An 18371-nucleotide genomic window follows, 5' to 3' on the forward strand; every position below is an offset into this window, starting at 1 on the left:
CACTCAGGTTGCTTATCGCGGTGCAGCGTGGTGTTCAGCCAGGGTTGGCCTGGCTGAACACCGACAATTCCTCTCCCTCTCCATCTACTACATCTCAGTTGCCCCACTCATGCTAGAGGAATCGTAGTCGGTCAACCGTCTGGCCCTACCGGGGTTCTCGATCAACGTTCGTCCTGTAGTAGCTTGCCGAGGTAGTGGGAGGGTCCACTACCGCCGATGCACTCTCGTTGGATTCTAGCCTTTAGCGTAAGGTTAGGAGAGGGTACCTGTCTGGCGTCAACTAGGACTTGAGGGGTTCGATTGACGTTCAGACCAATGTCGGCAAGCAGTTCACGTCGAGGGCCGGCGCTTGAGACATGACTCGATCCAATCGGTGCCGAGTGAGTGTGGGCACACGAATGAACTCCACGCCAAAGCCCTTTTCACCAACCCAGCGGATTTTTCCTAACTCAATGAACAGAGAGGCTGTTGGATCGGGCAACACAACGCTCAGCTTGATATAGCTACCTTTGAGGACTGTCCGCTCACAGCTAACGGAGCAGCCTGAAATGGAGAGATCCGACAGCATCCCTTCACCTACAAACGGGGCGCCTCCGAATATCACAGGATATGCCACAGGAAGCCGCTGGTGTAGTCGCCAGTTAACCGGTTGGTCTACCATAGCGATGTCCTCCTAGGCACAGTCTATCCAGGTAGATGGTAAGCGACCATTCCTCGGAGGGGGGGCTTATGATGACCTGTGGATCGGTATCAGGGGTTCGTTGAACTACCGTTTGCAGAGTATTACACAGAGTCGTGGCCATCCATGGATGTGCCTGCCTTAAGGCTTGGTGGGGGGGGCCGTTGAGGTGGACGGAGCGACTGTCGACGGAAGCTCAAGTCGTTCAAGCAGATCTTGCTTCAGTCGAGTAGGCTCCTCGATTCGGTTCTCTCGTTGCAGAGCATTCGCATCTCTAGCCTTTCTCGCGTTCAATTCGACCATGTCGCTCTGATCTCGCACGACGTGAGGAGTCAGAAATACAAGGAGATTGAGTTTCTCGGTCGCGCGGGACTGAGTTTTGAACAGCCAGCCGATCCACGGAATGTCTCCCAGCCAGGGAATTTTCTGTTCACTGAGTGTGATATTGTCACGCACCAATCCTCCTATCACGAGCGTCTGTTGATCCTGGGCAATCGTCGTTGTTTCCATGGATCGCTTGGTCGTTGTGGGCCCGACCGGGACAGAGGAGGTGCCGGTGCCGATTGTTTGAGCCACATTTTCTGCGATCGCCGTGATCTCTTGCTTGATTTCAAGGCGAATTAATTCATCTTCGAGTACCTGTGGCGTCAGCTCCAATGTCACACCTACGTCTTTCCGCTCAATTGTTACGAGCGTCCCACCCGTGATGCCTTGGGCCTGCCCGGTTGGAAAAGGACGATTCTCGCCGACGACGATCTTGGCTTTCTGATTATCCGCGGCCAGCACTTGGGGAGTGGAGAGGACGTTGGTGTCGGTCATACTCAACAGGGCATGGAGGAAGGCGCGGACATTAATCGTGTTCATCAATTGGAGTCCACCGCCCGTGGCCACGCCACCCGCCACGTTACCCAGGATGGCCGCCGCAAGAGTTGAGATGTCCTCCGGTGTCCGGTTGAGTCCGACGAGCCCCCGAACCATATCATTCCCTCCTACTGCGAGCACCTGCGTGGGGTCGGTGCCCAATTGTCTCAACCGGTCGACTTGCACCTCGAGGATGACGGCTTCCACGAATACCTGCCTGCGCTTGATGTCCAGATCGCGGATCACCGGGTGGAGATGATTCCAGGCGATCTTGGTCGAACTGATCACGATAGAGTTCGTTGCCTTATCGGCAAACACTTGGACCGGAGCCTCGAATTCCGTCAACGGTCTGATCGGAGGCCTGGTGCCGGGCGTTATCTGTGCAACGGTTTGTGAGCGTGCAACTAGGTTCGTCAAGACAGCGGCGAGATCCGTGGCATTGGCGTTTTTGAGTTTGTACACGAATACACCACGTTCGGGAGGTAGATCGCCCATCGGAACGACCTGATACACATTCCCCCCTTTGGGAACGACTGCCAACCGAGCGGCTTCCAATGCCGCGACGAACATGTTGTACGCCTCCTCCGACGAAACCTTGGTGGGAGAAAACACTGAAATTTTCCCTCCCTGTTTTTTAATGGTTTCATCCAAGACGAAGTTCTTCCCGGTCAGTTCGCTGATAAAGCGGACAAAGATCGGAACCTCCACATCGCTAAAATCTAGCGCCACCTTCGCTGGGTGGCCTCCCGTGCCCTGCGAGAATAGAGGAGGAGGGACGGCCAAGGAGAGAAACAGGAACAAAGCCAGACAGGCTTCAAGTCTCTTGGTTGTGTTCAATGGACGATAACCTATTGAAAGGCCTTGCACGATGGACTATTGATTCGGTGGTATCGGTGGTATCAATTGAGCCGAATGCGTGGGTCTGACGGTATCATAGCCGTAGCGAATGACACAACCAGGACGAGGTTTTTTGAAAGGGAGCCTAAGCTCGTGTGTAGAAGAACGGTCTCTCGTTGCAGCTTGATCCTTTCCTGGAGCGGCAGAGCCGGCTAGTCGCAGATCGGTAAAGACTCTCACAAGACAACCGATAAAGAGCGGCTAGCTGTGTGTGACAACCAAACCAATGGATTCTAAGAACATACCAAAGCAAAGTTACTGTATTCGCCGATCAATCGCTCCGTGAGACGAATAGTGGCTCCCTACGAGTCTCTGGCCTCCTGGTCTTCGCTCTCGATGGGGTTACCGAATAAACTGATCGGTCTGCTTCACTCTGCGCATGCCTGATTTTGTGGCCCTCTCTACGTGGTCAGGCAGGGAGGGTGAAGGTCTGTCCAAAATTGGGTGGACAATGACAATGGAAGGAATACCCCTGAGCCAAGACATTAATTTTCAATGACTTGACTTAATGCATCATTAGAGGGCGAGGCACCCATGTTGCAATCTCCTCAACGGTTTTACCCCTATATCCATACTCAATTCCAAGGCGGTCGCGGAGAGCGATCTCGGCCGCTCATGCAGACTTTCAGATGTAGGGATCTGCTAAGGTTGTAGCGTGCGCGCGAATAAAAAACTCCCTTTAAAATCTGATAAAACCCAGACCAGCCGTGGCCAGAAGCGTGGTGTGGTGGGCTACAGCAGGAAGACCGCTCTTCTTGAAGAAGCCATCACCCAAATGAATGCCGGGAAGTATGTGCGTTCTTCTGCCGCGCTGAAGGAATTGCTGACACTCGATCCGCACAACATGGAGGCGCGGCGACTTTTCGCCACTCTCCACCTTCGTCTCGGGAGCCTTATCCCGGCGAGACAAGCCTTTGACTCACTCATCAGCGAGGCGTTTCAGCGCCAAGACTATTGGCTCGCAGAATCGTTGCTTCGAGAGTACTTAGCCGCCGGCCCGCGATGCGTTCCATTCCTAGAGAAACTTGGGACGCTCTATCAAGAAAAAGGAGATGCACTCGAAGCTGTGGACCAGTACGGCAAGGCGATCGATATCTTGATCGAAGACCCTGATCCCGACAACCCACAGCATGCCGCTTTACTCTACGCAAAAATACGAGAGCTTGCCCCCGCGAGTCCGCTGGCCTTTCGATTGGCCTCCTTCTTCGACGCGCAAACCGGTGAGTTGCTGGCCCGTCAGCCCAGCGAATCGGGACAATCGATTGTCGCTCCATCACTCGACATGCTTGAGGGAGGTCAGGGTACTCAGGCAGGTTGTGAACCGGTGGATGGGGTGATGCCGCGGGAGATTCAGGATGCTCAGACAATGGTGCCGGCGGACCGCAAAGTAGTCGAGGGCTCGGACTTCTCCGGATCTCCTATCCCACCGTCGATCACGGATCTTCCAGCACATCCAGGACCGACTTTCAGCGAAGAATTGCTGCTCGCTGATTCATCGTTACAAGAGAAGGCAGCGAGCAGCGCGAATGAACTGGGAAGCGATGCACAGGAAGAAACTTGCACGCATGAATTTGAGAGTGCTCTTTCTGGACCTCAGTTGGATGATTGTTCCGGACAAGTTGCTCCTGGAGGTTTCCATCCATTCGCTTCCCCATCAGCCTCCGATGCGGAGAGATCAGAGATACAACATGGGCTGGATCCAGTTGTGTCGACAGGTGGTCATGCCGAAGCTCAGCAGCAAGACAGTTTATCGGCCGAGGCCGAACCACAGGCACCGCCTGGTGTAAGTGGCTCATCCCTGGTTTCCGCACCTACGGAGACTGCCAATGCTTCGGTACCTTCGCTTGAATTCACAGTACAGTCCATCGATGCTGCCGGCGGCACACTCTCTTCCCAGATGGAAGAGACATCAGCACCCGCCTTCTTGAACAAGGAATCGTCGACCGCTGGACCAATAGAGGTCGAGGATCGACAACCCTCCCCCCAGCAGCCTGGCGGCACTCATTCAAAGGAAGTGGTTACTGAAGCCTCTCCAGAGGCCCGTGCTCCATCGAATCCCGGGTCGAATTCAGCCAATGAGATTTCAGCACCATGGAAGCAACCAGGCTTCTCATGGGAATCAGTCTTTAATAGTGCATGGAAATTCGGAAGTGATCATTCAGCAAATGTCTCCCCGTCCGAAGTAACACAAGCGAACGTCGAGGAAGCACTTCCCGCAGTCGCCTCCCCACCCCAGGAACAAGTGTTAGAACATCAAGCGGTTGAAATTCCGAAGCGAGAAGAATCAGTGTCGTTGAGAGACCAAACCGCATCTGGATTTCAAATTGCGCCGATGCCTTGGGATCAAGTTCAGGAGTCGGTCATCTCGATTCTCCCGGCGCAAACAGCTGAGCCGGATGCCGAGGACAGGGAGTCAGCGATAGTTCAATCAGCTGGTGAAGCTGACAAGGATTTGGTAACGAGAATAGGTGAAGATCAAGCACAACCTCCGATCTCTCCACCTCCCCCGGTTGCAGAAACGGGAGCATTTTCGATTACTCCGGATCGTGAGATACCGGTCTCGACTGAGCCTGAGATACCGGTTGCTGATTTGGGACAAACTACTTCCATGCCAGAAAGCGCCCCTGCCTTGGCAGAACTGGACCAACAGCTTCCGGTGGTGAGCGGTCCTACGATGTCTGCATCGCCGCCTTCGGAAGCCTCTCTCAAAACGAGAATATCGTCGGTTTATGCGAATGGACAGGTCACAGACGATGTAGTGTCTCCTGCAGCGGTTTCGTCTCAGAGTGCCGCCCCCGTTTTGATGGCAGACGATGATCGTACGATAATTGCCGATCAGAAGCTTGCTCAGGAGTCTACGGCAGAACATCCCGCTACTTCATCACAACCGACCTGCGAGACGTTGAGCGAGGAAACCGGCGAGATTCCATCTTCCGTCCCGCTACTCAAGCAGGACACTATTTTGGAATTGCCGTCTGAAATGGCGACCATTCCTCATCTCATTGAAGAGCCGGCTGAGGTACAGGTCCAGGAGGATCAACCGCCGTCAATGACGATTGTTGAGGCGCGAACTCCCATTCCTGCACCGGTTCCTAAGCCAGTGCCCGCACAAGACGAATGGGTCAAAGCTGGAGAATCAATTCAATTTATCGAGCCATCTCAACCCACGCCCATTGCCCAGAGGCATCCGTCGGTTTCAGAACCGCAGGAAGTTACCCGCGCTACGTCAGTGGCTCCAGCTGCAGTTGATGCCCTTTTTGAGTCGTCCCGAAAGCTCAGACCGACTGAGCCACATGAACATGTACTGGAGTCGAAACCAGTCCGAAAATCCAGTACGACGCTGGGTCGAGCCCGCATTGCAATTGCGGGGTTAGTCGGCTCATGCTTCTCGACCACACGGGCTATTGTGGTGACATGTGTGAGTCTGGTGCTGCTCTCCGGGATCCTGATGGTATTAGGAGTCGGTGCCGTCGGACTGACCTGGATTATTATGGAAGAGTCACCATCTCCGGCATTTCAACGCCTCACGACCACTCCTCAACGGGCTCTGTCGGATTTCAAGAAAAACGGCTACTTTCTCCTCCTCGGGATTGACGCGCCCGTCGGTCACGACCCGATACAGGCAGGGTATGATCGCAAGCCGGATATCGACGAGGGCAGTTCGGCGTCGGCCTGTTTTGGTGGTTCGGGATCGAGGACGGTCAAGGGGGCAAATGCATCAGCCGATGTCATGCGTGGGTGGGTTCGCAGATCGGATCCCGTCGGTGAGTTCAAGTCCCATCAAGACACCATTAAGGGATGGAGCAATGAGCATCAACCGACGCTCAATCGATATGGTCAGTGGCAAAAACTTCCCTTTGAAGATTGGGGTTTTGGTCAACCTACTGCTCCTCCTTGTACCGCAATGGTCTTTGCCCACCAACTCCATGTGTCGGATGGGTTCCTGCAAGGTGCCGAGATCGGTGTCGAACGACTTGAAACGGACATGGAAGCGTGGCGCATCGTACTGGGTCAAGCCAGGACCCTTGCCGTGAAAATGCTGGCCCTGCAGGCGATCAATGATGATATCGCAGTCGCCTCGGGGTTACTCGTCCGTTCTGACTTCGACGGAAAATATCTTGGACGCATCTCCAAATTCCTCCGGCCGCTTGATCAGGTGGAGATCTCGCTGCGCTGGCCCATGCAGAGCGAACTAGTCGTCGCTTCAAAGATGTACGACGCTCAGCTGAAAGCAGGGAGGGCTGAAGAACAGCCGCTGTACAAGATGGTGGCATCGGCTCTCCCCTTGCCGGTGCAACGCCGTCTCAACGCCTATGCAGAATATTACGACGCGTCGTACAAAGCTGCCGGCGAAGGACAATATGGGTCATTGCCGAAGTGGAAAACCTACATACACTTTCCGGCATCCGGCCTGATGGACTATTTCACTAATCCTATAGAGAATATCGTCGGTCTAGAACCGCTTGCTCCATGGGGCCGGTACAACGGATTCGTAATTGACACGGAGGCCCACCTCCGGCTTGCCAGCTTACAAGCCTGGCTCAGACGTGGTTCTCTAGATGGAGATCTCCTCACAAGGATCGCGAAAGCAGGACAAAGTTTCTATGATCCCTATACGGGATTGCCGATGTTGGTGAACATGAAAAAAGGCCTTCTTTACAGTGTCGGGCAGGATGGGAAGGATCAAGATGCCGATCCTCAGTCGGATGTGGTGGTGGAGATCCCTGCCGTCCAAACGTCTGCCGCCTCTGCGAAAACTTCAGCCGCTTCATCCAAGTCCAGATAAGCCTGTTCACACTGCTCCCGATCTGTCCCAACCTCGCTTGCTTGACAGCGCGCGGAGTATTTCACACAATCAGTGGGCCTTGCATAGATTGAGAGGTGCGTCATGGGACATTCCCCGCGACCATTCCTTGGAAGTCTCTCTGTGAAAAAGGGCGCGACGTTTCCAACTGCTGTTCCAACGCAGATCGTATCCAACGAAGAGTTTTTCCCGATTTGTCAAACGGCTGAACAGGCGCGCGTCGAACGAATAACAAGCGAGTTGGTGGAAAGGGCTGCAGCTCAGCGTGGATTGACACGCCGAGGCTTCTTGAGGACCACTGGTGGGATGGCTGCTGCGCTACTGGCTATGAACGATGCATTCGGCCGCTTTTTCAATATTGGAGAAATCGAGTTATTTGAAACGGCGGCGTTTGCCGAGCAGCAGGGGGCTCCGTATTTTATCTTTGATGTGCAAACCCACTACGTCAGTTCCGGTTACGATCCCGCCGATGCCGAATCCAATCGCAAGGGTGGCGTTTCCAAACAGGCATTACTGTCGTTGAGGAAGCACATTCGTGAGGCAGGGCTCAACCCGAAACTTGCGGGGGATCGAGGCACCCTTGATGATTTGTCATGGAAGAATTTTGTGAAAGAAGTGTTTTTCGACAGCGAGACGACCGTCGGGTTGATCAGCACGCCGCCCGGGCCCTATCCGCAAGAAGCCGTCGTCCCACCAAAAGAAATGGTCCATATTCGCGATGAGATCAATCGGTTGGCCGGTTCGCAACGGATGTTGGCCCATGGTCTGGCGACGCCCCAGCTGGGTGCGGCAGATCTAGAATTCATGGCGATGCAGGCTGAAACCCTCAAGGTGGATGCGTGGAAATGCTACACCGGTTCCTGCCCGAAGGGGTTCGACCGAGGCTGGCGGATGGATGATGAGCACATCGCCTATCCAATGCTGGAACAGGCGCGAAAGCTCAACGTGAAGCGGATATGTGTCCACAAGGGGCTGCCTCTCGGTCCCGTGCCGGACTACAATCATCCAAGAGATTTGATCAAGGCGGCGAAGCACTTTCCAGATCTTGCCTTTCTGGTGTATCACTCCGGGTTCCGAGGCGTGGCCTCGATTGAGCAGATATTTGCGAAGACCGGCGAAATTCCATGGACCACCGAGTTCTGCCGGATGAAGGAAGTGGAACCGAGCATCTCGAATATCTATATGGAGCTGGGTTCGACCTTTGCGCAATTGGTGACGACCTATCCGTTGATCTGTGCGCATCTGCTGGGGCAAATTATCCGCTCGTTCGGGGTCGATCACGTACTGTGGGGAACAGACTCCATCTGGTATGGAACGCCGCAATGGCAGATCGAGGCGTTTCGGCGATTTCAGATCCCCGAGGAATTGATCGAGAAACATCAGTATCAGCCTCTGACGAGACGGACGAAGGAACAGGTTTTTGGGTTAAACTCGGCTAGGCTGTTTGGGGTCGATGTCGAGGTAAAACGGCGCCAGGTGCCGAATGACGCCCTAGGTCGGCTCAGAATGAGCTATCTGGAAGAAGGACCGGAGCCGAGTCAGAGGGTATATGGATGGGTGAGGTGAAAGAAAGGGGAGAGGGAAGATGAAGAGCGAGATCTTATATCCCGGTGCGTTTCCGATGGTGCGAGTTGAGTTGGCAGAGGGGGAACATATCAAGGCCGAGTCAGGTGCGATGGTGGCCTGCTCGCCGACCATCGACATTGAGAGCAAAATGGAGGGAGGATTTCTAGGAGCACTGTCACGAAAGTTTCTGACGGGAGAGAAGTTTTTCTTCCAGACATTACGCGCAAGTCGCGGTGCCGGCGAGGTGTTGCTCGCACCGACAGTGCCGGGCGAAATTGTCGTTCTCGATCTCGATGGTGTCAACGAGTATATGGTGCAAAAGGATGGATTCCTGGCGGGCGCTGATGGGGTGACGATCGATAGTCAGATGCAGAGCATGAGCCGTGGACTGTTGGGCGGGGAGGGCTTCTTCATCCTCAAAATGAGCGGAAAGGGGATGCTCCTACTTAACAGCTTCGGAGCCGTTCACAAGATCGAGTTGAAACCGGCTCAGGAATATATCGTGGACAACAGCCATCTGGTGGCTTGGTCCACCACTACCACGTACAACATCGAAAAGGCCACGTCCGGATGGGTGGCCAGCTTCACGTCGGGCGAGGGTTTTGTCTGCCGATTCCGTGGACCGGGTCTTGTGTTCATTCAGAGCCGCAATCCAGGCGGGTTTGGAGCATGGGTTAGACAGTTCATTCCGATCACCGAATAGCGGATGCTGAAACCGCCCGCCAACTTCGTTCTCGGTTTTCGAAACAATCCTCAACGTACCCCAGACGAGGACGGAGCTGTCTTGGCAGCTCGGGGCGGGAGGGTGGAAACTGTCACGCCTGCGTTTGTTTCTCACCTGCGGCCTTGTTGGTGGCCGTTTTGAGCATCCCCTCGAGAACATTTCGCCCTCAATGAATCAATCGAGAGCCACGCCATGACCGAATTCCACCCCAATGCGCTCTGTTTTGGTGATGAATTTCCAGCCAGCGGTACGCCGTGCCTTGTCCATGTCGAAGGACATGGTCTCACGATGACTTTTCTCTCGGATCGTCATGCGGGCGAGCGCCGTTCGGAATCAGTGCCATTTGCAGAACTGACCGTTTCAGCAGGTGGATTGGATCATGACCAGCTCGTCGCGACATGGAGGGGGCCAACAGGGCAGCGGACACTGTATCTCAAGAACTCCGACGTAATTCGCGCCTTCCGACAAGCGGCGCCCGATCACTTGACCATACCGCTTGAACGAGCGGCGGGACAGGTTCGTCAGGTGCGACACCGGCGCCGGATCGTGTGGATGATTGTCGGAGGGACGCTTCTGGGCTTGGTGCTGGGACTCTGGTTTGGGAGCGACTTGCTGGTAGAACTTGCTGTCGATCGTATCCCGGTCGAGTGGGAACGAAAGTTAGGCGAGTCCGCGTATCATGACTTTCTTGCTCGGCAGGAAGTCATGAACGAAGGTCCTGCCGTGGCGGCTGTCACCGAGATGACCCATCGCCTGACCGACCAGATTCCGGAGAACCCCTACACATTCTCGATCACCGTCGTGAAGAGCGACGTGGTAAATGCCTTTGCCCTCCCCGGTGGGTATATCGTCGTGTTCACGGGATTGATGAAAAAAGCGGAAAGCCCGGAGGAACTGGCGGGCGTATTAGCCCATGAGCTGAACCATGTGCTGCAGCGGCATGGACTGGAACGTATCGTCAAGCAGCTGGGCTTTGTGGCCGTCCTGTCGATTGTGTTGGGGAATCCGCCGGGATTGGGTGGGGTGATGAAGCAGCTCGGTGTTGAATTGATGACATTGAAGTTTGGACGGGCACAGGAGACGGAGGCCGACCTGACAGGCCTTCAGCTCCTGTATCGGGCTAAAATCGATCCCTCCGGCATGATCACCTTCTTCCAACGATTGGCGGAGAAAGATGAGGGACGGGTCGAATGGCTTTCCACCCATCCGATGAGCAGCGCGAGGGCAGATCGTTTGAAAGCTGAGCTCACAGACATGCGGAAGCAAACCCCTGAGCCGTTTACATTCGAGTGGACCAAAGTTCGAACCTCGCTTAGTGCTCAAACAGGTGGTAGTCCGTGAATCGTTCGGGGCCGATCTATATCGGGATCATCGCCGATACCCACGGCCTGTTCGATCCGGCAATCTTGAGACATTTCAAGGGCGTTGATCACATCCTCCATGCCGGCGACATCGGCAAGCCATCCGTCATCGAACAGCTTGAGGCCATTGCTCCTGTGACGGCTGTCTCAGGCAATGTCGATGGATACGAAAAGAGCGGTTTCCCGACAGAGGGCATCATCCGACTGAATGGTCTCCGTATCGCTATCCGGCATGTTGTATTTGAAGCTGGAAAGCTGACCAAAGAGGGAAGCGCTTTTCTCGGCCGGACTCGGCCAGACATTTGTATTTTCGGCCATACGCATCAGCCGAAAAGTGAATGGTTGGGCGATACGCTGTTATTCAATCCGGGGTCGGCGGGACCGAAGCGCTTTAGGCTGCCGCGCGGCATTGGTGTCATCGCGGTCGAAAATGGTTCTATTAAACCTACGCTGATCGCACTTAGTGATCGTGTGAGATAGCGGGCCGTCAGCGCGATCAAGCGCGGATGAGCTCTCAAAACCGCAGTCCTACACCCATCAATCCATAGTGAGTACGAAAATCGATGGCCAACGTGTCCCAATGAAAATCGGATGAAAGATACCGGTACTCACCGAACAGAAAGAGGGGATAGGACCGGTTGCTACCGAATAGATGGACATTGGGACTGAGAAGGAGTTGTATTCCACCCAGAAATTGATGGGTAAAGGCGCGGGCTGCGTCAAAATCCTTATCCTCTCGTCCTGCAATGTTCGGGTTGAGGAGCACGCCGGTGGACCATCCTATGCCGAACCCGCCGTATGGACGAACCTTCTTCCCTGGATAACGCAGAATGAGGTTGAACGTCGTATTGATAAGGAGGAGATCGGACTGTCCGGTTCCATTGTTCTGGCCGTTGGCGACGTTGGGAAAGGAGACCGCCGAGCCGTGCATATTGGAATCAATCTCAAGCCCCACCATTCGACGAAGCCTGGAAGGAAAGAGCCCGACCTTGAACCCGGCACCGAATCCCTCTTGAATCGAAGCCCCAACCGTTGTTCCTTGATTGAAAATATCCTGATCGTGAGGCCAGGCGCCCAGTGCATAGACGCTCACTTCGGCGTCTCCGAATTCGGCTGACATAGCCACATTACGTAAGCACAGGCAGCAGAGCAGCAGGGTTGGCAGAGCGACAAATCGCGGGAGGAAGTCGAGTCCCACGGTTCCACGCGGGCATGAGGGAGAAAATGAAAGGGCCTATCGGAAGTCGTCCCGAAGGCCCTTTCGACAGGTTGCTACAGCTGATTAGTTACCACGCACGATCGTGCACCATTCGCCGTAGACGCCCAGAATGTTCTTGGCATAGTGGTCAACTGATGCGACGGTGCTGACTCCGCCGGCTGCCTTGGCAGCCTGGATGCTTGCATCACCTTGTGCGACCAAGCCTAGGATCGAGGTGCCACAGGCCTTGCCCTCTTTGGAGGCAGCAGACGCGTCGGTGGCGACAAAGCCGTACTTCGTCTCGCCAAAGATGGCGCCTGCCATCGGAGAGGCGACGATCTGACAGCCGCTCAAACCGAGGCCCGCTAGGGCAATAACCGCTAGGGAAAGTCTGGATACGTACTTCATAGGTCCTCCTTAATAGAATGAAATAGTTTGACTGCCTAGCTAAGGGAGGCAATCGCCGAAGCGGAGTATAGTCGGACTCATCGCGTTCGTCAATTTAAATTGAGCTGAGACGGACCAAGTGAATGATGGCATTTGGAATCGCTCGTGAGGTAGCGAGTAGGTAAGAATCCTTGGGCTGAGAAAAGTGGTTGCGATTCGTTCCGATTCGTCTATAATTACGCAAATTTCTCGCCAACAGCAGGAGACCTAGGGACTTCCCTAGTGGCAAGCTCTTTTGAGCCTATCGATCGTGAGTTGAGTTATAGTAGGTGTCGGTGTTTATGCGGTAGCATGACGCCTAATCAATCTAACGGAGGAGGACTTATGTCGAAAAAAGCGCTCATTTTGGCTGTCGCCGTGCTGTTCGGCGCCCAGGCTGGTCCGGCTCTGGCGGCAAACCCAGATACCGGTCCTGGCTGTGGTCTGGGAAAGCTGGCTTGGGAGGATTACAAGGGCCAGAAGGAAATTCTCCCCCAAGTCTTGATGGTCACTACCAATGGGACCGGGATGAACACGTTTGCCATCAGCAGCGGAACCTCCGGCTGTACCAATGACGGCAAAATCTTGGGTGAGCATAGGACGACTGTATTTGCATCGTTGAACTTCGATGCGCTCACTGCGGAGATGGCTCAGGGGCAGGGTGAACACTTGGCCTCGCTTGCGACGTTGATGGGCGTACCAGCGGAGCGCCACGCCGCGTTCTTCGCCATGACCCAGGAGCGGTATACGTCCCTGGTTCAAGCTGGGGAAGTTTCTCCGGTGGCATTCGTGAAGTCTCTCAACGAAGCGATCGTGGGTCATCCTGTCCTCGCGCAAGCATCGGTACGCTGAGGTATTGTAAGGGCCCTGGCCGAGATGTCAGGGCCCTTGTCGTCGCGTTGCGTCGTGCTGGTTCTTCTTGCATTTCTCGCCCCTTTATTTGCTCCCGTTCCTTCCGATGCGCAGCAATCAGATCATGAGCCGTATCTCCAGCAGCTCATCGACCGTGCCGAGGAGGCCAAGCTTGCGGGGCAGCGCGAATGGCATCTGTTGTTGCACTATAGAAAGGGTCTTTTCGGCGGATATGAGAGCGAACAGGACGATCCCGGTTTTTTCTTGTCTCCCAATGGGAAGACGGATCCGGCTGCCGAGCTCAATGCAACCCTTGCAAAGTTTTTTTCCGATGAACTGGTCGGTTCCACTCGACAGCCGGCTCAATGCGCGTTCATCGCACGGTACCACTGGCTCAAGGAACGACTGAATTTTGATGCTACTCGTCTGCCGCCCCTCGCCTGCGAACGGTTTCATCGGTGGTATGAGGATTTCGAGGTCCAATCTGTCTCGCTGATCTTCCCATCAGCCTTCCTGAATAACCCGGCCTCCATGTTCGGCCATACCCTGTTTCGCGTCGATCAAAAGGGGCAGACCGAACAGACCCGCATCCTTGCCTATACCATCAACTATGCAGCGCAGGTGCCTCCCGATGCCGGCATCGCGTTTCCAGTGAAGGGCATCTTCGGAATCTACAAGGGATACTTTTCGACGATTCCCTATTATCTAAAAGTGATGGAATATCGAGACATCGAGAACCGGGATATTTGGGAATATCGTTTGAATCTCACTGAAAATCAGTTACGGCGATTCTTGATGCATGCGTGGGAACTCGGGAATGCGTACTTTGATTATTTTTTCTTCAAGGAGAACTGTTCCTACCATCTTATGGCCCTCTTGGATTATGCCGACCCGGATTTACGCCTTACTGATGAATTCGTCCTTTGGACAGTCCCGGCCGACACCATACGACTCATCACATCGAAACCTGGTCTGGTATCCGATATCGCGTACCGACCGTCCCGTAGTACGGTCATCAAAAGAAAGCGAGAATCGTTGCCCGCAGCAGAACGAGATCTGGCTCATCGGATCACACAAGATCCAAGCGCGGTGAGCTCACCGGCATTCACCGAGTTGGAATTCCCCAGGCAAGCCTTTCTGCTCGACCTCGCTTCGGACTACATGCGGTATCGGATTGAGACGACTGATCCTCCGAAACCTGAATGGAAAGCCCGCAACAAGGCCATTCTGGCCGCTCGCAGTCAGCTTCGCATTCCATCCGAAGAATTCACCGTGCGACCCTTTGCCCAGCGACCAGAGCTGGGACATAAGACATCACGGGTTAGCGTAGGGGGCGGCTGGCGGAACAACGATACGTTTGAGGAAGCGTCGGTGCGGGCCGGGTACCACGATTTGCTTGACCCGGAAATCGGCTATACACCCGGTGCCCAGATCGAAATGGCATCCATTACAATCCGCCATTACAATCGCGCCGCACAGACCCGCGTGGAACGAGCCACGCTGCTGAATCTCCTCTCGCTGTCGCCGATCGACTCCGTCTTTCATGCCCCGTCATGGAAGGTCAACATCGGCATGAACACGATTCGCTATAATGAGTGTCAACTTTGCAGCAATGGTCTGTTCAACGCAGGTATTGGAGGCGCGAAGGAATTTCGGTTGCTGAAGCGGGAGATCCTGTTCGCCTTCGCGGAAGCCGAGGCGGACGTCAGTAAGGCCTATGATGAGATGTATCGAGTAGGCGGCGGTGGAACGGTCGGGATGTTGGTCGATCTCACCGAGCGGTGGAAAGTGATGGCGACGGGGACCTATTTAAAATTTCCATTGGGTGACAAATCCGATGACTTCCGGTGGTTTGTCGGGACACGTTTTACGTTGGCCCGGAATTGGACGGTCAGGTTGGAGTACAACCATCGCGACTACGACAACGATGTGCTGTTCAGTGTCCAGGCGTTTTTCTGACCATCTTCCTTCTCTGAACCGGTTTACGCTATCCTTCCTCGGTGAGTTTCCTCGACCAATTCTTTGTCTATCATCCGGACCCCTGGCAAGATCGAGATTGGGCAAGCCTGAGCGCTGTGCCGCTCGAAGATGTGTGGTTTCAGGCTTCCGATGGTGTCCGTTTGTTCGGCTGGTACGCGGAAGCGGCGTCTGATCGCCCGATCATTCTGTGGTGCCATGGCAATGCCGGCAACATCATCAATCGTCTCGAAAATCTGAAGTTCTTATACCAGATCGGGCTCTCCGTTTTCTTGTTCGACTATCGAGGGTATGGCAGAAGTGAGAATGTTCGCCCCAGTGAGAAGGGGCTCTACGAGGACGCCTATGGAGCGTATGATTACCTCACCAGGGTGAGAAGAATCCGCTCCGAACGAATCATCCTGTTCGGGCGATCACTCGGAGCGTCCGTGGCGGGCGAACTCGCGGTACAAAGACCAGCCTCAGGGCTCGTACTTGAATCGTCGTTTCCTTCCATCGAGGCAGTCGCCAAATTCCATTACGGTGGCTTTCCAGCCCATTGGTTCCTCGGAGCTGAGTTTCGGTTGATCGATCGTCTGCCGAATCTCTCGCTGCCGAAACTCATCATCCATGGAGATAAGGACGACATCATTCCCGTTGAACTGGGCCGCCAAGTCTTCGACGCGGCCAAACCGCCCAAGGAATGGTATGTGATCCAAGGCGCCGGCCATAATGACACCTATGTGATGGGCGGCAGCGTCTACTTCCGCCGACTCGGGGAGTTCATCAGAAAAGCGCTGGCATCGTACTGAGGTTCAGAGCGCACCTGATTGAGACGGTCTCGTCGAGTTACCGTTTGGCCTCAGGCGGCGGCCAGTTCATTTCCGTATGCCGGCCGCAGTAGTAGCAGAGGAGGCGGTATCGGGCTTTGCGACGAGGATTGGGCAAGGAGATGAAGGTAATGGGAGTATCGTCGTAAGGGCACGTGGGCTGTTCGTGGAGAAGATGTGATTCCGCCATCAGGGTGATGGAGGCCACATCCCACGAGGGCTGATGTTCTTCCTTGCCGGTGATCTTCTCGGCAGCGTGACAACGTTCGCAAGTGGCCTCGTAAGACTTGATGCGGGCGCTATGTGGAGTATGATCGGCCACGGCCATCGGTCCGCCGCAGCCAGGCTTCGCACAAGTGAGATGTTCATGCTGAAGAGCCTGAACAAAACGCCGATGCGTCTCGCGTTCTTGTTCATTTTTCATGGACTGCCCCCATAATAGCTTGCGTCCGCTCGCACTGCCCACATTGCCCGATCGCCGGTACTCTCCTGCTTCCTCTCAAGAACGGCATCCAAGTTGGTTCCCCTGCGCACATTGAGCGATCACAATGTGTCCACACCTGTCTCCCTGTCTATGAGGGGGGTGGATTTGTTTTGAACTGCGCGCATTGACCGAGCGTCGCCCCTGCTCTGAAATATGATCCAAGTCTTGGCGCGCGGTCAGCGAGCACCAAAACGAATCCAGCCCCCTCACTCTTTATATTCCCCAGCCCCCGCTGATTTGAATATTCGCTCCGTTCACGTACCGGGCGTCGTCGCTCAACAGGTAACGAACAGCCGCAACAGTATCGTCGACCGCTCCAATGTACCCGGCGGGAATGCGTTTGGTCATGGCGGCGAGTTCTTGCGGTGCCGCGCTCCCTGAATCGATGAAACCGGGCGAGATAGCATTCACTGTGATGCCGTATGGAGCCAAGAGCTTGGCTAATGTGCGCGTCAGGATCAGCACTCCGGCCTTGGCAATATAATGGGCGGTCACGTCTGGTTGCGCTGCCATCTGATCCGCATTGGCCATACCGAAGCTGATGATGCGGCCCGCTTTGCGGGACTTCATCCCGGGCGCCACGGCCTGCCCGAGATAGAAAATAGGATGCAGATTGCCGGCAAACATCTCGTTCCAGCCCTCGATGGTTTCGTCGAACAGGTTCCTTCGATGATAAGGGCCGGCGCCGTTGATCAAGACATCGATTCGTCCCCATTCTTTTTCAACCTGCGTGACCATGTGCGTGGCTGCCACCGGGTCAGAAACATCGCATCGAAGCGCCAGTGCTTGTCCTCCTCGCTGCGCGATATCCTGCGCCGTTGCTTTGGCCTCGGCTTCGCTGGTTCTGTAGCAGAAGGCAATGTTCCACTGCCGCGACGCCAGGTCGAGGGCGATCCCTCGTCCTATGCCTTTCGCTCCTCCGGTGATCAGTGCGACGCGCTGACTCATGCGGCTCCCTGGTTGATCGATGAGTGGGTCATTATGCTCTCGTTCGCAATCGTTTAGCGAGTAAATCCAGCACGCCCGTGGTACGGACTGAAAAAGACCGTTCGTTTTTTGGTTTCTTGGCCTCGACGGTACAGGCTTCGATGAGGGCTTCGAGATCGGCCAGGGTATCGACGTCTCGCCAGGGTTGAATCAAGGAAGCCTTGAGTCCGATCTCCGCTGCATTCTTCTGTGTGAGTCTGAGGACCTGATCAGTTGACCAAGGAATGTCGGCGAAGAGTTCCGGTGCCATCCGCTTGAGGCCGATCAGATAATAGCCTCCATCAAAAGCCGGACCGAGCACAAGATCATGGTTCTCCAGCGAGGTGAGGGCCTGTTTAAAATGATCGAGCGGAAGGGCCGGCACATCCGTCCCCAGGAGTATGACCTGTCGGTATCCTTGTGCGAACAGTGTTTTAAATACCTGGTTCATGCGTGCGCCGAGGTTGTCGCCGACTTGGTCGAGCAGCTTCACTGCCTGCCGTTCTTCCATGATCTTGAAGAAGACATGCGTCGCTGACGGTGCACAGGCAAGATGGCGATCGAGCGGCAGTTTCAGTTTCGAGGTCGCAACCTTTGTTCTCTCCAACGTATCGATCACAAAACTACCGTGGAGCGTGGCCGCTTCGTCGGGGGTCAGCGGCGGACAGAGACGTGTCTTCACCTGACCCGGGATCGGTGCTTTGGCGAAAATCACTAGCGCAGTGTTGAGGGCTGAGGGCTGTGGGCTGTGTTTTGGGTTTCCCATT

Annotated in this window: 15 protein-coding genes; 8 read left to right on the forward strand and 7 right to left on the reverse strand. The window is 54.9% G+C overall.

Translation table 11 applies throughout. From position 1 onward, the window contains the following. Positions 1 to 307 precede the first annotated feature (307 nt). Together P0119_21775 and P0119_21780 are read right to left on the reverse strand one after the other, a co-directional pair. Positions 308 to 661, reverse strand: a complete 354-nt coding sequence (locus P0119_21775) for a PilZ domain-containing protein (protein MDF0668689.1) — start codon at positions 659 to 661, stop codon at positions 308 to 310. A gap of 159 nt (positions 662 to 820) precedes the next feature. Then, positions 821 to 2377 (reverse strand): secretin N-terminal domain-containing protein, encoded by a 1557-nt coding sequence (locus P0119_21780; GenBank protein MDF0668690.1) that lies wholly within the window; start codon positions 2375 to 2377, stop codon positions 821 to 823. Between the two features lie 715 nt (positions 2378 to 3092). On the opposite strand from P0119_21780, the gene P0119_21785 reads away from it, so the two are divergent. From P0119_21785 to P0119_21805, 5 genes are all read left to right on the forward strand, one after another. Then, the gene (locus P0119_21785; protein MDF0668691.1) at positions 3093 to 7223 is read left to right on the forward strand and encodes a hypothetical protein; all 4131 of its coding nucleotides are present in this window, start codon (positions 3093 to 3095) and stop codon (positions 7221 to 7223) included. A gap of 102 nt (positions 7224 to 7325) precedes the next feature. Beyond that, positions 7326 to 8807, forward strand: a complete 1482-nt coding sequence (locus tag P0119_21790; protein ID MDF0668692.1) for an amidohydrolase family protein — start codon at positions 7326 to 7328, stop codon at positions 8805 to 8807. 19 nt (positions 8808 to 8826) lie between these two features. Next, entirely contained in the window at positions 8827 to 9510 is a 684-nt protein-coding gene (locus P0119_21795) for a TIGR00266 family protein (GenBank protein ID MDF0668693.1), read from the forward strand. Between the two features lie 213 nt (positions 9511 to 9723). Beyond that, positions 9724 to 10872, forward strand: a complete 1149-nt coding sequence (locus P0119_21800; protein ID MDF0668694.1) for a M48 family metallopeptidase — start codon at positions 9724 to 9726, stop codon at positions 10870 to 10872. After that, positions 10869 to 11372: a metallophosphoesterase family protein gene (locus P0119_21805; protein ID MDF0668695.1), complete on the forward strand. Its 504-nt coding sequence runs from the start codon at positions 10869 to 10871 to the stop codon at positions 11370 to 11372. The genes P0119_21800 and P0119_21805 overlap by 4 nt, the downstream gene beginning before the upstream one ends. 34 nt (positions 11373 to 11406) lie before the next feature. Here the strand turns inward: P0119_21805 and P0119_21810 are convergent, their stop codons facing one another. Together P0119_21810 and P0119_21815 are read right to left on the reverse strand one after the other, a co-directional pair. Then, entirely contained in the window at positions 11407 to 12012 is a 606-nt protein-coding gene (locus tag P0119_21810) for a hypothetical protein (GenBank protein MDF0668696.1), read from the reverse strand. 162 nt (positions 12013 to 12174) lie between these two features. Then, positions 12175 to 12498 carry a TRL-like family protein gene (locus tag P0119_21815; GenBank protein MDF0668697.1) on the reverse strand — a complete coding sequence of 108 codons (324 nt, stop codon included), beginning with the start codon at positions 12496 to 12498 and terminating at the stop codon, positions 12175 to 12177. Between the two features lie 363 nt (positions 12499 to 12861). On the opposite strand from P0119_21815, the gene P0119_21820 reads away from it, so the two are divergent. The 3 genes from P0119_21820 to P0119_21830 are packed head-to-tail and all read left to right on the forward strand — an operon-like array spanning position 12862 to position 16136. Next, positions 12862 to 13368 (forward strand): DUF3015 domain-containing protein, encoded by a 507-nt coding sequence (locus P0119_21820; protein MDF0668698.1) that lies wholly within the window; start codon positions 12862 to 12864, stop codon positions 13366 to 13368. A 54-nt stretch (positions 13369 to 13422) separates the two neighbouring features. Continuing rightward, positions 13423 to 15327: a DUF4105 domain-containing protein gene (locus P0119_21825; protein MDF0668699.1), complete on the forward strand. Its 1905-nt coding sequence runs from the start codon at positions 13423 to 13425 to the stop codon at positions 15325 to 15327. 41 nt (positions 15328 to 15368) lie between these two features. After that, positions 15369 to 16136 (forward strand): alpha/beta hydrolase, encoded by a 768-nt coding sequence (locus tag P0119_21830; GenBank protein ID MDF0668700.1) that lies wholly within the window; start codon positions 15369 to 15371, stop codon positions 16134 to 16136. 37 nt (positions 16137 to 16173) lie between these two features. Here the strand turns inward: P0119_21830 and P0119_21835 are convergent, their stop codons facing one another. From P0119_21835 to P0119_21845, 3 genes are all read right to left on the reverse strand, one after another. Next, the gene (locus P0119_21835) at positions 16174 to 16578 is read right to left on the reverse strand and encodes a hypothetical protein (GenBank protein ID MDF0668701.1); all 405 of its coding nucleotides are present in this window, start codon (positions 16576 to 16578) and stop codon (positions 16174 to 16176) included. A gap of 273 nt (positions 16579 to 16851) precedes the next feature. Continuing rightward, positions 16852 to 17586 carry an SDR family oxidoreductase gene (locus tag P0119_21840; GenBank protein ID MDF0668702.1) on the reverse strand — a complete coding sequence of 245 codons (735 nt, stop codon included), beginning with the start codon at positions 17584 to 17586 and terminating at the stop codon, positions 16852 to 16854. A 31-nt stretch (positions 17587 to 17617) separates the two neighbouring features. Further along, positions 17618 to 18370 carry a TIGR04282 family arsenosugar biosynthesis glycosyltransferase gene (locus P0119_21845; GenBank protein MDF0668703.1) on the reverse strand — a complete coding sequence of 251 codons (753 nt, stop codon included), beginning with the start codon at positions 18368 to 18370 and terminating at the stop codon, positions 17618 to 17620. Position 18371: the final 1 nt, after the last annotated feature.

This window comes from Nitrospira sp. (assembly GCA_029194665.1).
Taxonomy (GTDB): domain Bacteria; phylum Nitrospirota; class Nitrospiria; order Nitrospirales; family Nitrospiraceae; genus Nitrospira_D.